11 protein-coding genes and 2 tRNA genes are annotated in these 15,033 nt (G+C 38.8%); 2 read left to right on the top strand and 11 right to left on the bottom strand.

Annotated elements, in window-relative coordinates; all coding sequences use genetic code 11:
* Positions 1–69: 69 nt before the first annotated feature.
* The 3 genes from NE664_10275 to trpS form a co-directional block, all read right to left on the bottom strand.
* Complete coding sequence (locus tag NE664_10275; GenBank protein ID MCQ4727027.1) at positions 70–1,005, bottom strand: hypothetical protein; 936 nt, start codon at positions 1,003–1,005, stop codon at positions 70–72.
* Between the two features lie 64 nt (positions 1,006–1,069).
* Positions 1,070–1,591 (bottom strand): QueT transporter family protein, encoded by a 522-nt coding sequence (locus NE664_10270; protein ID MCQ4727026.1) that lies wholly within the window; start codon positions 1,589–1,591, stop codon positions 1,070–1,072.
* 99 nt (positions 1,592–1,690) lie between these two features.
* Complete coding sequence (gene trpS, locus NE664_10265) at positions 1,691–2,689, bottom strand: tryptophan--tRNA ligase (protein ID MCQ4727025.1); 999 nt, start codon at positions 2,687–2,689, stop codon at positions 1,691–1,693.
* A gap of 121 nt (positions 2,690–2,810) precedes the next feature.
* Between trpS and NE664_10260 the strand changes: the two genes are divergently transcribed.
* Positions 2,811–3,848: a 3-deoxy-7-phosphoheptulonate synthase gene (locus NE664_10260; protein MCQ4727024.1), complete on the top strand. Its 1,038-nt coding sequence runs from the start codon at positions 2,811–2,813 to the stop codon at positions 3,846–3,848.
* Between the two features lie 337 nt (positions 3,849–4,185).
* On the opposite strand, the gene NE664_10255 is transcribed toward NE664_10260, so the two are convergent.
* Positions 4,186–6,801: a calcium-translocating P-type ATPase, PMCA-type gene (locus tag NE664_10255; GenBank protein ID MCQ4727023.1), complete on the bottom strand. Its 2,616-nt coding sequence runs from the start codon at positions 6,799–6,801 to the stop codon at positions 4,186–4,188.
* Positions 6,802–6,894: 93 nt separating this feature from the next.
* On the opposite strand from NE664_10255, the gene ytaF reads away from it, so the two are divergent.
* A complete protein-coding gene (gene ytaF, locus NE664_10250; GenBank protein MCQ4727022.1) occupies positions 6,895–7,533 on the top strand; it encodes a sporulation membrane protein YtaF in 639 nt (212 codons plus the stop codon).
* On the opposite strand, the gene NE664_10245 is transcribed toward ytaF, so the two are convergent.
* The 7 genes from NE664_10245 to NE664_10215 all read right to left on the bottom strand — a co-directional run bounded on the left by NE664_10245 (position 7,530) and on the right by NE664_10215 (position 14,936).
* On the bottom strand, positions 7,530–8,378 hold the full coding sequence (locus NE664_10245; protein MCQ4727021.1) for a patatin family protein: 849 nt from the start codon (positions 8,376–8,378) through the stop codon (positions 7,530–7,532). The two genes, ytaF and NE664_10245, sit on opposite strands and share 4 nt — an antisense overlap.
* 12 nt (positions 8,379–8,390) lie before the next feature.
* On the bottom strand, positions 8,391–9,080 hold the full coding sequence (locus tag NE664_10240; protein MCQ4727020.1) for a ComF family protein: 690 nt from the start codon (positions 9,078–9,080) through the stop codon (positions 8,391–8,393).
* Between the two features lie 9 nt (positions 9,081–9,089).
* On the bottom strand, positions 9,090–11,330 hold the full coding sequence (locus tag NE664_10235) for an ATP-dependent RecD-like DNA helicase (GenBank protein MCQ4727019.1): 2,241 nt from the start codon (positions 11,328–11,330) through the stop codon (positions 9,090–9,092).
* Between the two features lie 589 nt (positions 11,331–11,919).
* Positions 11,920–12,774, bottom strand: a complete 855-nt coding sequence (locus NE664_10230) for a DUF3298 domain-containing protein (protein MCQ4727018.1) — start codon at positions 12,772–12,774, stop codon at positions 11,920–11,922.
* Complete coding sequence (locus NE664_10225; GenBank protein ID MCQ4727017.1) at positions 12,774–13,253, bottom strand: sigma-70 family RNA polymerase sigma factor; 480 nt, start codon at positions 13,251–13,253, stop codon at positions 12,774–12,776. The genes NE664_10230 and NE664_10225 overlap by 1 nt, the downstream gene beginning before the upstream one ends.
* Before the next feature lie 1,536 nt (positions 13,254–14,789).
* Positions 14,790–14,860 (bottom strand) — tRNA-Cys (locus tag NE664_10220).
* A gap of 4 nt (positions 14,861–14,864) precedes the next feature.
* Positions 14,865–14,936: transfer RNA gene (locus NE664_10215), tRNA-Glu, on the bottom strand.
* Positions 14,937–15,033: the final 97 nt, after the last annotated feature.

Genomic DNA, 15,033 nt, shown 5'->3' with positions numbered 1-15,033 from the left:
GCCATTGTAAACCGAAACTTCCCTGACGCGAAATATTTATAAAAAACGAGGCTTTGATGAAGCATAGTTTTATTCATTTAAAATATCAATATTATTTTTATCCGCAACAGACACCGTTCCATTGCGCCTTACAACCCTTACTTTATTTTTATTGTCCTCAAACTGCGGCACTAAAGCATATGGCTGGCTCTCCCAATCTTCTATAACGGCGACTGCTTCTTGTGTAGTTTTATCAATTCCTTCCGCAAGTATAAACCTTTTCCATTCTCCGCTCCAATAATAAACCTCTTCTGTTTCATTTGACGAATTAAGCTGAAAATCTTTATCTTCAGGTACTTCAGACTTATGGCAGGAACAAGTGTAATATTCATTTTTAATGCTTCTTGAAATATTAGGTTCATTACCGTTTTCAAACTCCGCCACGCTTTTATGCAGTACCTTACGCCAAAGAAAACTCCCGTCGTCCTTAACATCATACCATTGCGAATCAATGCTTGAAGGAATGTTAAAAACAAGTTCAAAGTTACCTCCGTTCCAAAAATATCCTCTCATAAAATCCGTATTTTCATAACTTCCCATAGTTTGATTCGCATTTTCCTTAATAAATATCAGATCTTTTCCTTCTGGCTTAAGCCCTGCCGGCATTATACTTTCTATTTTAAGGAAACTTCCCAAATCATCGATAAATCGATAACTTTTGCCGTTTTTTTCATAAACGCTTATAAGGGTCAGCTTTGAACCGAATTCAACAGAAACAACTATGCCTTCGGTTCCCGTAAAATTGCCTTTAACAATTTCTATGCCGCCGGCTTCTTCCGGATTTACATTAACTCCTTTATGACCGTCGGACAAAAATACTTCCGTTATTTTCTGTTTTGTTTCTTTGTCATTAACATTTTCAATATCCTGAACGGTAATAGATTTTCTGACGGCATAAACCCTTGCTCCAGTACCGATAACCATAACAAACAGCAAAGCTGTTATAACCCATTTTTTACTGCGCATATATCCCCCTCCTTTAAGGTAAATATATGCAAAAAAATAAGGGCATATACTGCCCTTATTTCTTTTAATCCTTATTAATCCTTAATATTTCCATAAGTCCGCTGTTTTTCATAAGCGCCTTAAAAATCGGATAGCCTATAAGCGTTACAACCGCAAATTCGCCCAAAGCAACCGTAATGAGGGTCGGAACATAAGGAAGACCGCTTCCTATGCTGATTCCAGCCGAAACCACAGCCATGCTTATCGTAGGCCAAAGCGATGCGGCAAACAATCCTTTTGACTTAACGATGCCGATAACCGCAACAATCGTTCCCATGGTTCCGAAAATAACGTCTATCGCTCCCACAGGGCTGAATATATTGCTGATAAGGCATCCAAGTATCAAACCGATACCATATCCGGGATCAATAAATGCCAAAAGCACCATAATTTCCGAAAATCTTAGCTGTATCGCCCCATATCCAAGCGGGGCTATAGCCAGTGTTGCCACAGTATAAACGGCGGCCGTTATGCCTGTTACTGCAACTGCCCGTGCCGAAAAGCGCGTTTTTTCCTTCTTCATTGTTCCTGAAAACTCATTATTCATTTTTAATTCCTCCTGTTTTGTTTTAACGCATTACCTATGCGCCGAGAGATGGTGTTCAGGCACATCTCTTTAAAATTGTAATATTTATATAAAGCTTTATTACCTTGGTATAAAGCCGATTTTTTTGTGGACTTTCCTTAAAGTTTTAGCCGCAAGGTATGATGCTTTTTCGCTTCCTTCTTTAACAACTTTTTCGATATAGTCCTTATTTTTTTCAAGTTCCGCAACTTTTTTCTGGAAAGGCTCAAGTTTGGAAACCACAGCTTCACCTACGGACGTTTTAAAACTTCCGTATCCGCAGTTTGCAAACTCCGCTTCCGCCTGCTGTAATGTTTTGCCCGTAACGGCGCAATAAATACTTAAAAGATTGCTTACTCCCGGTTTATCTTCAGAAAATCTTACTTCATTTTCGGAATCCGTAACCGCTTTTTTAAATTTGTTCATAATAACCGACGGTTCGTCCAAAAGGGCTATAGTGTTATTCTTATTCTCATCAGACTTGCTCATTTTTTTAGAAGGCTCCTGAAGCGCCATTACGCGCGCCCCTGCCTTGCCGATATACGCCTCCGGTATTTTAAATACATCTCCGTAAACGGCGTTGAACCTTCCGGCAATATCCCTTGTAATCTCAAGATGCTGCCTCTGATCTTCCCCTACCGGAACAAGATCCGTTTGATAAAGGAGTATATCCGACGCCATAAGCACAGGATATGTGAAAAGCCCCGCATTGATATTGTCTGTATGCTTCTGGCTCTTCTCCTTAAACTGCGTCATCCTTCCAAGCTCTCCCATATAAGTATAACAGTTTAATATCCAACTTAATTCAGCATGCTGAGGGACATGGCTTTGATAATACAAAATACTCTTTTCAGGGTCAATTCCCGCGGCGATATACTGTATAAGAACGTCCCTTGACGCTTTTCTGAGCTTTGCAGGATCCTGCCTTACAGTTATTGCATGAAGATCCACAACACAATAAAGGCAGTTATATTCATCCTGGAGTTTAGTCCAATTATTAAGCGCGCCGAGATAGTTTCCAAGCGTTATAAGACCCGACGGCTGCATTCCGCTGAATATTACTTTTTTATCTTCTGACATAATATCGCCCCTTAATCAATTGCAATTATAAAAAATATAGTTTATAGTATACTTTGTATAATAAAAATAATCAACAGAAATATATTTATTTTTCATAAATAATAACGCCAAACGAAAGGATTTGAGAAGTATGAGCTTCAAACATGTAAAATCAATCCCAACTCCTATGCAGATTATGGAAGAAATACCTATGCCGGCAGAGCTTAAAACCATAAAAAGCGAACGCGACGCCGAACTTAGGGAAATAATAGAAGGCAAAAACGACAGGTTTGTAGTAATAGTCGGGCCGTGCTCCGCAAGCGACGAGGACGCTGTTTGCGATTATGTTTACCGTCTTGCTGAAATTAATGACAAAGTAAAAGATAAACTTTTTATCATACCGCGTATTTATACAAATAAGCCCCGTACGACCGGCGAGGGTTATAAAGGCATGCTTCACCAGCCCGATCCTACGAAAGGCCCGAATATACTTGCAGGGATACGCGCTTTAAGAAAAATGCACATAAGGGCGATAAACGAAACTCACCTTACGGCCGCCGACGAAATGCTTTATCCCGAAAATTACGCTTTCCTTGACGATATATTGACGTACGTTTCCATAGGAGCGCGTTCAGTTGAAAACCAGCAGCACCGCCTTGTTTCCAGCGGCATAGATTTCCCCGTTGGAATGAAAAACCCGACAAGCGGGGATTTCAGCGTTATGCTGAACGCTATTTATGCCGCGCAAAGCAGCCATACGTTCCTTTATCGCGACGAAGAAGTCGCCACATACGGCAATCCCCTTGCACATGCAATATTAAGGGGATATGTCAACAAGCACGGTCAAAGCCTTCCAAACTATCATTACGAAGATATGATACTTCTTGAAAATATGTATTTAAAAAAGGGGCTTATAAATCCTTTTGTAATTGTCGACGTCAACCACGCCAACTCTCAAAAAAGGTTTGCCGAACAGCCTCGTATCGTAACGGAAGTACTGCACAGCCGCAACATAAATCCGTCGCTAAAAAAACTTGTGCGCGGCGTTATGATTGAGAGTTTTATAGAAGAAGGCAGCCAGCCTATAGACGGCACAGTATACGGCAAATCAATCACCGACGCATGCCTTGGCTGGAACGATACGGAAAAACTTCTTTTCTATATGGCCGAACATGTATAAACATATGATAAAATTCCGCTTGCATGCATACGCCTTATATTTCCGGAATAATAAAGGAAAAAAAGAGGAGGCAGAAAGGATTTACAAAACATTTCTTGAAAATAGGGAATCCGCACGGAACAAGTTTAAGTTCTGTTTTATATGTTTGCATCCGAATAATTTAAAACAATCGCGGCTGAAGCGTAAACAAAGCGGAAAAACGATAATATTTCCATACCGAAAGCGCTCTCGTTCATTTATCATTTTTACAGCCTAATAATCGGATTTAAGCCGCTTTAAGCAAATAGAAATAAAAAACTCCTGTACAAATAAATATACCTGTTCAGGAGTTTTTTGTTTATTGTTTTATAATCCTTTTTTCCACTTCCACAACGATTAAAGGAATAAGGCAGAAAGCCCCAACTATTATCCATTGTTCCAAATTAAGGCTCACAACTTTAAAATATTTTGACACAGAAGGCAGCATTATAACGGACCACTGCATCAAAAATCCTAAAATTACGGCAAAATTTAAATATGGATTCCCAAAAAAGCCTTTCTTTAAAACGCTTCTCTCGCTTCTCATATTATATGCATGGACAAGCTGCGAAATACTCAAAACGGCAAACGCCATAGTACGTCCAAAATCCGCGCCTATTCCCCCGTCATAATAAATATGTCCTATAGCAAAGGCAAGCAGGGAAATCATGCCTATCATCGTACCCTCAAGGCAAATCCTGAGCCCAAGCCCGCTTGAGAAAATACTGCGGCTGTTTTCAATAGGTTCCCTGTCCATTAAATCATTATTAAATGTGTCCATTCCAAGCGCAATAGCCGGCAGTGAATCTGTGATTAGGTTAACCCATAAAAGCTGGATTGGCAAAAGCGGCGTAGCCCAACCCATTACCATTGCCACAAATATTGTTATAATCTCCCCAATATTGCTTGAAAGGAGGAAATGCACCGTTTTTTGTATGTTTGCATAAATGCCGCGTCCCTCTTTAACCGCTTCTACAATAGTTGCAAAATTATCGTCGGCGATAATCATATCAGCCGCATTTTTTGCGGCGTCCGTTCCTGTTTTTCCCATTGCGCAGCCTATATCCGCCGCTTTCAGCGCCGGGGCGTCGTTAACTCCGTCGCCGGTCATGGCCGTTATAAGCTTTTTGCTTTGAAACGCTTTGACAATGCGCATCTTATGTTCAGGGGTAACCCTCGCAAAAACCGTGTATTTGTCAATATTTTTAATAAGCGTTTCCTGGCTCATTTTCTCAAGTTCAACGCCTGTAACGCTTTCATCTCCGTCTTCAAATATGCCGACTTCACGCCCTATAGCAACGGCTGTCATAGGATTGTCGCCCGTTATCATAAGCGGCCTTATTCCTGCCTTTTTACATATTCCGACAGCTTTCCTCGCTTCCGGCCGGGGCGTGTCCATAATCCCGATAAACCCATACAAAGTTAAATCCCTTTCAAGTTCGCTCTCTTTAGGCATACGGTCAAATTCTTTTTTGCTTACGGCAATAACCCTAAGCGCGCGGCCTGCCATAGCGTTGCATATTTCCTCCGCTTTCTTTTTATCAGACCTAAGAAATTCCAGTTCGTTGCCTTTTCTCATATAACTTGAGCATTTTGCTATAAGCATTTCCGGAGCGCCTTTCGTTACGGCTATGTATTTCCCGTTTTTTTTATGCACTGTCGTCATAAGTTTCCTGTCGGATGAGAAAGGCAATTCCATAACCCTCGGAAACTGCATGTTTATATTATCTTTGTAAATCCCTCTTTCAAGAGCTCCCTCGCAAATTGCCGTTTCTGTCGGTTCCCCTGTAAAATTCCTATCTTTATACTGACTGTTGTTGCAAAGCGCGCCAAGCGTCAGTATCTTATTCACGCTCTCAGAAGATGCGTTTGACGCTCCGTCCATATCCATAAATTTAACCGTCTTCATTTTGTTCATAGTAAGCGTTCCAGTTTTATCCGAACAAATTATCTGAGCTGATCCTAAAGTTTCAACGGCGGGCAGCCTTCTTATAATTGCATTTTTAGCCGCAAGCCTTCTTGTTCCCATTGCAAGCACAATAGTTACTACAGCCGTAAGCCCTTCAGGTATTGCCGCCACCGCAAGGCTTACGGAAGTCATAAACATATCGAAAATATCCCCCTGCCTCAATACTCCGAGTATAAATATTACAACACAGACAAGAACCGCCCCTATTGCAAGGGTTTTTCCCGTTTCATCAAGTTTCGACTGAAGCGGGGTTTTTTTATCGTCTTGGCTTTGCATAAGTTTTGCGATTTTTCCTACTTCCGTATCCATTCCGGTTGCGGTTACAACGCCCTTTCCTCGTCCGTAAGCCACAAAAGAGCCTGCAAGCACCATATTATGCCTATCGGCAATATGGCAGTCTTTTACGCATATAAATCCACAGTCCTTTTCAACGCTTTCAGATTCGCCCGTTAACGCCGATTCTTCCGTTTTAAGGCTGACGCTTTCAATGAGGCGTGCATCCGCGCTAATGGAATCTCCTGTTTCAAAAACAATTATATCTCCGATAACTATGTCTTTCGCTTCGATTTCCTTAACTTCACCGTCACGCACCACCTTTGCTTTGTGCGGCGTCAATTTCTTCAAATCGTCAATAGCTTTTTGCGCTTTAGACTCCTGAACGACTCCAATAACTGCGTTAACAATAACTATTGCAATAATAAGGAAAGAATCCGCAAAGTCTTTATCCCCTTTCAATACGGAAATAATAAATGAAGCCGCGGCCGCGCTCAGAAGCACAATTACAAGAAAATCGTTAAGCTGATCAAAAAACTTTTCAACAACCCCCTTTCTTTTCCCTTCATCACGAAGTATATTTTCACCGTTTTCATCAAGCCTTTTCTCCGCCTGTCGGCTTGTAAGACCTCTTGACAAGTCGGATTCCAATAATTCAACCGTTTCTAAATAAGTTCTGTTATGCCAGTCCATATTCTCACCTCGGTTAAATTTTATTCGGATGATAGCAAAGTTATTACTTTATTCATATTATAAAAGTAACCGTAAATTATCGGGGGCATATCAATGGCGTATAAATTAATAATACTTTCCCTTGCGCTTTCAATCGACGCTTTCGGCGTCGGCCTTGCATGCGGCGGCCGCGGCATAAAAATAACTCCCGGCGCAAAGCTGATAATTTCTTTCCAGTCGATAGCCATAACATTCCTTGCACTCGTGCTCGGTGATTTTATAAGGAATATACTGCCCGCAAAACTGGCCGGCAACATAGGCACTATAATGCTTATACTTCTCGGGGCATGGATAATATTTCAAAGTAAACGCCCGCCAAAGCCAAAAAAATCAAAAACACCGGAAAATAAAAAACATATATTTTTTTTAAAACAGTTCGGCCTTACAATAGAGATTGTACGAACACCGCAAAGCTGCGACATGGATAATTCAAATTCTATTGATACGCTTGAAGCTATTTATCTGGGATTTTCACTTTCAATAGACGCTTTCGGAGCCGTTACGGGAGCCGGTATAGCAGGCGGATATACAGTTCTTCTGCCATTCCTTGTCGCTCTTCTTCAAATACTTCTTCTTGTTTTGGGCACATATTTCGGCAATAAAATAAAAAATATCTGTCCTTTGAGAACAGATATTTGGAGTACGGTTTCAGGCGTGCTGCTAATAGCGATAGGCCTTATATATATGATTTAACTTTTTAAAAAATCAATTAATCTTTTATAATGGCGCTTGGCATCATTATATCCTTCATTATAAAGTTCATATAGCTTTTCTTTATTTTTCTCGAGCCTTCCTATCTCCACAGGCTTTTGCGGGCGTATGACATATATGCCGCCCGCTTTTTCCTTTTTTTCTATATAATCCAGAGTATTGTTATATTTAATATGTCTTTCGGCCATAGCTTTAACAAGATTTGGATACTTCCTGTATTTTATCTTCAAAACTCTGAGCATTTTATTTTTTGTTTTGCGGTATTTACCATCACGGGTAAGTATAACAACATTTTTTAAATTTCCGTCGCTTTCAGATTTTTTTATCGGTATTGAATCACTTATACCCCCGTCAAGGTATTTTCCGCCGTTTATTTCTACCATCCCGGAAATCATAGGGAGAGAACTCGAAGCTCTTATAAAATCAATATCTTTTTTCATATCTTTAACTTTAAGGTATTCGGCTCTTCCTGTAATACAGTTTGTAACAACACAACAGAAGTTTCCCTCGTATTTATTAAATGAATCATAATCATAAGGGCTGAGTTCATTCGGTATTGTGTCGTATACAAATTTGCTGCCAAAATAATCGCCTGTCTTAAACAGGCTGTATAAACTTGCATACCTCTTATCCTTCAAATAGTCCACGTTAACGTTAAACGCCCTTTTGCGTTGTTTTGACAAGTAGCTGCATGCATGGCAGGCTCCGGCCGAAACGCCGTATACCGACGAAAACCATATATCCTTGTCTATAAAAAAGTCAAGCGCTCCGGCTGTATAAACTCCGCGCATGCCGCCGCCTTCCAAAACCAGACCAGCATTATACATATAAAAGTCCCCTTAATCCAAAATCGCCGCCGCAAACGTATAGCAGTTTACTTCTTTCGCACCGTTTTTAAGCAGAACTGAGGCACATTCATTCAAAGTTGCGCCCGTTGTAAAAATATCGTCAATTAAAAGAATATTCATGCCCTTTACATCGCCGTTTCCAAACTCAAAGGCCCCTTTTATATTTTTCCTTCTTTCGGAAGCGTTAAGGGAGCTTTGCGGAGCAGTCTCCTTTGTCCTGATAATCGTATCCGCCGCCGTCTTTATCCCTGTCAGTTCCGCAAGCCTTTCGGCTATAATCTCCGATTGGTTGAATCCCCTTTCCTTATATCTTTTACTATGGATTGGAACAGGAACAAGCAAATCGCAATCTTTGAAAATATATGGAAAATTACGTCGGGCAACTTCATGCATAATTTCCGCAAAAGCCGCGCCGCTTCTTTTATAACCGTCAAATTTAAAGTATCTGACGGCCTCGCGTACCTCGCCGTAGCTGTAAACTGCAAATGCGCTTGTTATATTTTCCGTAAATTTAATGCTTTTGTCATTAAAATACTTTACTGTTATTCCATTGTTTTTATTCATGCTTTCAAAGCACGGGCCGCATAAATACTTGTTGCCTCCCATAGGAATTATGTCAAGGCAAACGGCGCATCTGGGAGGATAAATCAAATTAAGAACGGCATCTGCAATTTTAATCATGTTTCCACCTTATTCCTGATGCATAAATTCGTACAAAGAACAAATACGTTTGTCCAAAGTAGAATATCTGTTAATCTCCCTGTTATTATCAACCATTTTATTCATAGTTTCAGGTATACCGACAAGTACAGCCAATTTTTTTGCCCTCGTAACCGCCGTATACAAAAGGTTTCTTGAAAGCAGCATGGGCGGACCGCTGTGTATAGGCACAATAACAACCGGGTATTCGCTCCCCTGAGATTTGTGTATTGTTACCGCATAAGCAAGCTCCAGCTCCTCGAGCTGTGTAAAATCATATTCGACCAATTTATTATCGTCAAAAATAACGCTCATTGTTTCACTGCTTTCATCAATATCATGAATTATGCCGCAGTCGCCATTAAAAATTCCGAGGCCTTCGTCTATAACCTTTCCTTTAAATCCTTTAACTTTCCAAGCCATATTATAATTATTTTTTATCTGCATAACTTTATCGCCTTGACGGAAAGTTCCCATTCTAAACGCCTTTTCTTTTTTCCCTCTATGCGGCGGATTAAGCGTTTCCTGCAAAACTTTGTTAATTTCCTGAACTCCTAGTATCCCCTTTTTCATAGGAGTCAATACTTGAATATCGTTTACAGGGTCGCATCCGTTAAACGCCGGCAGTCTTCTTGTTATCAGATCTTTTATGGCAGTTACCACATCCCCCGCATTGGAACGCTTTACAAAAAAGAAGTCTTTCGTTTTATCGTTTAAAACAGGGTAAAGGCCGTTGTTTATCCTGTGCGCATTTGTTATTATCGCGCTTTCCTGCGCCTGCCTGAAAATTTCAGTAAGGCGCACAACTTTTATAACATTGCTCTTTATCAAATCTTTTAATACGTTTCCGGCCCCTACAGAAGGGAGCTGATCAACGTCTCCCACAAGTATCAGCCTTGTTCCCGGACGCACGGCGCGCAAAAAACTATTCATAAGCAATATGTCTATCATAGAACTTTCATCTATTATAATAACATCGGCGTCTATCGGATCATCTTCATCCTTTTCAAAGGACTGCGTTCTGCTGTCGCCGTCAATAAAGTTAATTCCCAACATCCTATGAATTGTCTGTGCTCCCATGCCTGTGGCTTCTGTCATCCTTTTTGCCGCCCTGCCGGTAGGAGCTCCAAGCATAATGCTCCTTCCTTCTTTCTCTAATATCTTGATAATGGTGTTTATAGTAGTGGTTTTTCCGGTGCCGGGTCCGCCGGTTATTATAAGAGCTCCTTCCGTCAACGCTTCCTTGACGGCCTCGCGCTGCTTATCTGCAAGCTTAATTCCCGTTGATATTTCGGCATTGTCAATTACACTGTCCCAGTCTTTCCCGTATTCGTCCCTGTATTCAAGCAGTTCAATCATTTTTTTTGCCGAAGAAATCTCGGAATAATAATATAAATTTAAATATATTATTACTTCATCATTTAAATTTTCACGCCATATCTGATGCTCTATCTGTAGTTCCAAAAGTCCGTTTTCTATAAGCGTGGCGTCAACTCCGGTTATATCCTTAACATTTTCCAGCAGTATATCCTGCGGCAGATAAACATGGCCGTCCTGCGCCGCTTTATTTAATATATACTTCACGGCGGCTTTAATCCTTCCGGGGGCGTCCTCGGCTATACCGGCCGAAGCGGCTAATTTGTCTGCCATTTTAAATCCTATGCCTGTTATGTCGTCCGCCAACCTGTATGGGTTTGTATTAACTATATCAAATGTTTTTTCTTTATATTTTTTATATATTTTCATTGCATAAACAGGAGTAACTCCAAAATTTTGGAGAAAAATCATAACCCGCCTAAGTTCATGCTGTTCTCTGAAAACTTGACTTATACGAACCGCTTTTTCATATGTAAGCCCCTTTATCTCAACAAGCCTGTCGGGCTTTTCTTCAATGATGTAAAATGTCGTTTCGCCGAATTTTTCAACAATTTTTTTAGCCGTTTTAGGCCCTATACCTTTAATAACACCGGAAGAAAGATATTTTTCAATACCGTCTATGGTTGTAGGAATTGTTTTTTCATAAAACTCAACCGAAAGCTGCCTGCCATAGGAAGGGTGTACGGTCCAATTTCCTATAACCTTAAGGCTTTCGCCGTTATGCAGGTTAGGCACAATCCCAACGCATATAACTTCGCTTTCACCATTATCGACAGAAAAAACCGCATATCCGTTATCGCTATTTTGAAATATAATATCTTCAACTGTGCCTTCTAAAACAACGCTTTCAGACAATAACTCCCCCTCCTTTCCAAATCAGTTAAATTTTATTTTACCACAAAGGAAAGGCTTTAACAACGTTCTTTTATCTCACATTTAGTTTACAAAGTATAAAATTCCGTTTATCGTCAGAAAATATAAATGTTATGTTCCAACTAAAAAATAAACGGCCTGCCGCATATAATATTGCATATTGTCTTAAAGCTGTTATGCTTGGACACCAGGTTTTAACGGACAGCAAGCGGCGCAATAGCCGCATTAAAAGCGCTTGATGTAGAGTTTGCGGCATTTGCGCATCTTTATCTTGCTCTTACGCTGCTGCCGGTTAAAACTCGCCGATCTCACAAAAAAATTTTTTGCTTTTCAAGGCGCATACGCACAGACCCAGCGGTTTCTACGGCAAACGTCCGCAATGCGGAAATGCGTAAAATTTTCATTGTAATACGTGTGCGCCCTTGCAAATTGGAGCTAACACTATAAAGAGTAAAGCGTATGAAATACAAGTCTATTTTATAAAGCAACCATAATGGCGGATAATTAAATAATATTTGCCGAATAAGCATATAAAAACCGCGGAAATAAATTCCGCGGTATATTGAAACATTTATTTAACTATATCTTTTACTACTTCATCCGGCAAAACAAACTCAGGGCTGCCTTGAGCTCCGGCGGCAACTTCATATTTGTCAAAACAAATCACTATATTACCATCGTCATTAATATAAAATTTCTGGTCTTTTTCTATTTTTTCAAAGCCTTCAAAGTTATTTTCATTTTCCGGAAGGAAATACATTCCTCCCTCTTCTTTATTAAGTCTTTCCATTTCACCTTTTATATATTCGCTGATAGGAGTTATATAATCAACATCGTCTTTGAACAATCCTTCAAACGTAAGCAGTTCGCCTGTTTTCTTATCTATGTTATAATATGTGTGTTCAATCCATGAAGATCCGCTGGCTCCGTAAAGGTAAACGTCAAGCGCAAGCATATTTTCATTATCAGTTTTTACATTATAGTTATATTCAATTCCTTCATGGAAATTGCCTTCGCCGAAGTCTTCAGTAAGCTCCTTGATTGATTTCTCAAAAGCCGCTATAACTTCTTCTGCGTTTTCCTTAAACTCGGCGTTCAGCTTTTCTTCAAGCTCCTTATCAACAAGGCCTTCAAGCTTAGGAGTGACAACCGTCGCATTATAATTTCCTTCATCAACTTCATACTTATTAAGCGTAAGCACCTTAACTATGGAATCAACCACCGGTATGTTACTCATTGCATATGCAAAAGTAGGGCTCACATTCAAACTTACAGTTAAAACAGTCACACAAGCAGCCGTACCAACAATACCACGTAACATTTTTCTTTTTGAATTCTCTTTTCTCATAGTTTCTTCAATCCTTTCTTTTAATCTGTCATCAGCTTTGATATTTTCATACTCAGTTTTCAATTTATTTAAATCCATTAAATCGCCTCCTCAACATCGACTTTCAATATTTTCAGAGCTTTGTACAGTCTTGTCTTAACAGTATTTTCATTAGTATCAAGAACTTGTGCAATTTCCTGCAAAGTCATATTTTCAAAAAACCGTAGGACTATAATTGATTTATACTTTTGATCAAGCTTTTCAATAAGTTCGTTAAAATTTAAATCGGAATAGTCATCTTCTGTTTTCTGGAGGTGTTCCATATCATCATAATCCAAATACACTATCTTCCCTTGCCGTCTTATATAGTTGATAGCAGTATTAGCTATTATTCTGAAAAACCACGATTTAATATATTTGGGTTCTCTGAGGGAATTGATCCCTTTTATAGCTTTTACCACACTCTCATTGAGTATATCTTCTGCATCTTCTTTATTTCTCACATATGTGAAAGCAAATCTATATGCGCTATCTATATTCTCTGTTATATAATCTTCAAACAGCTTACTTTTCTTCATTCTTTTTCCTCCTTTGTATGTTAAGACAATATACAAAGCCAAAAAGTTTTAATAATTTATTTAACCGGTTAAAATTAACTGACAGCATTTATACACACTGTAATTTCAGGCTTACACATTATGTTGTAAAATCTGAAAATAATAGACTTACGAATTGATATATCAAGCAAATTGAAATAAACTTTAATATTTCTGACAAAGTGCCGTTATTAATATAACTTAAACTTTTACCTTTCTGTATGTTAAGACAGTATAACTATATAAAAAGTTTTAAATATCATTAAAAAAATAAATTTAAACTTATGATAACAAAGATAACCAGACTGTAAATTAGATTAGACACCTCATTACTGAAAATCTATATAATAAATAGCCGCATTTATATTTAAAAACATATTGTAAGTATAACTTGAAAACCCGTATATGTTTTGATTTAAGCCTTATATCAAACAAAATATGGTTCTGCCAATGCGTCTGTGTAAAAAAGAACGATACCTTCAGGGCACAATGACATATATGCTCCATGTGGTAAATTTTCTTTCTCTTCAGCGGTGCAAATACTTGTCTGTGAACCCTCAAAATTTCCTTTGGAAAACGCTGCATGACGCGTCTCTGACGCGGTTTGCACCCTTACTTCTGTGTAAGTCGGCGCATTTTGCCTTGAATAACAAAAAATTCCCCCATAGGGAGTCAAAGATTTGAGGAGGGCATTAGCGGTTTAATAGCAAAGAAAAAGCATGTAGGCGTAACCAAAAGTACATCAATTGCTTTTGACGCAGCTATTAGTTTTATAATGCCGTCCTCGACCATATATATCCTTGTACGCTTAAGGTACTATATTTTTAAATAATAATTTAAAGTAAATTATTGTTTTTTTATAACAGAACTATTTAAATTGAAACAACATTTAATAAATCGGACTCATAAAAAATAAATGCCTTTGGCAAAAATATAATTTAAATTAACATTACTCCACAAACCTAAATAAAAAATACCCTTAAAATATGCAAAATATATATAATGCTTATGAGGCGGCATTACGCTTCTGCTCAAAATTACTTTTGATGTATCCGGATAGTCAGCCTTTGTATATCACATAAACATTATATATCCCGTATGCGCCAAATCACAATATTATGTAAGCGCGCTTTAACATCGATATCAAACACATAATATTTTAAGAAATAAAATTTAAGAACCTGATTAAAGAACTGTATAGAATGGTTGTAAATAGAGTTTTATGAAGTGTAACTTGATTTATGAAGCGTAAGTCAAAGAGTTGAAAAAAGCTGATTCGACAATAACCAAGCATATATAAAAATTCAGCTTATACCTTATTATAAAATAAATTTACATTTAGTTTAGTATCTTACGCAAAGTATTTCCTATATAAGCCCCTGTTTCAAAATTAAACCATTTATAATCTTACAAGACGCATGTAAATTTAATTAAATCACTTCTTTAGTTTGAATCCTATAAATAAAATAAAAAACCTTAAATATCCGATAAATATCAGAATTTAAGGTTTTTAATAAAAGGCGCCACCCGGATTTGAACCGGGGGTAGAGGTGTTGCAGACCTTTGCCTTACCACTTGGCGATGGCGCCAAAGTGACCCGACCGGGAATCGAACCCGGGTTACAGCCGTGAAAGGGCCGTGTCTTAACCGCTTGACCATCGGGCCTTATTCTTTTACTTCTTACTACTTCTTTCTTACTTTCTTCCCGCTTTTTATTAAAAGCTCCCCGAGTAGGGCTCGAACCTACGACCCATCGGTTAAC

The organism is Anaerotignum faecicola, from assembly GCA_024460105.1.
GTDB lineage: Bacteria > Bacillota > Clostridia > Lachnospirales > Anaerotignaceae > JANFXS01.
This window is presented reverse-complemented; position numbering and strand designations above follow the sequence as displayed.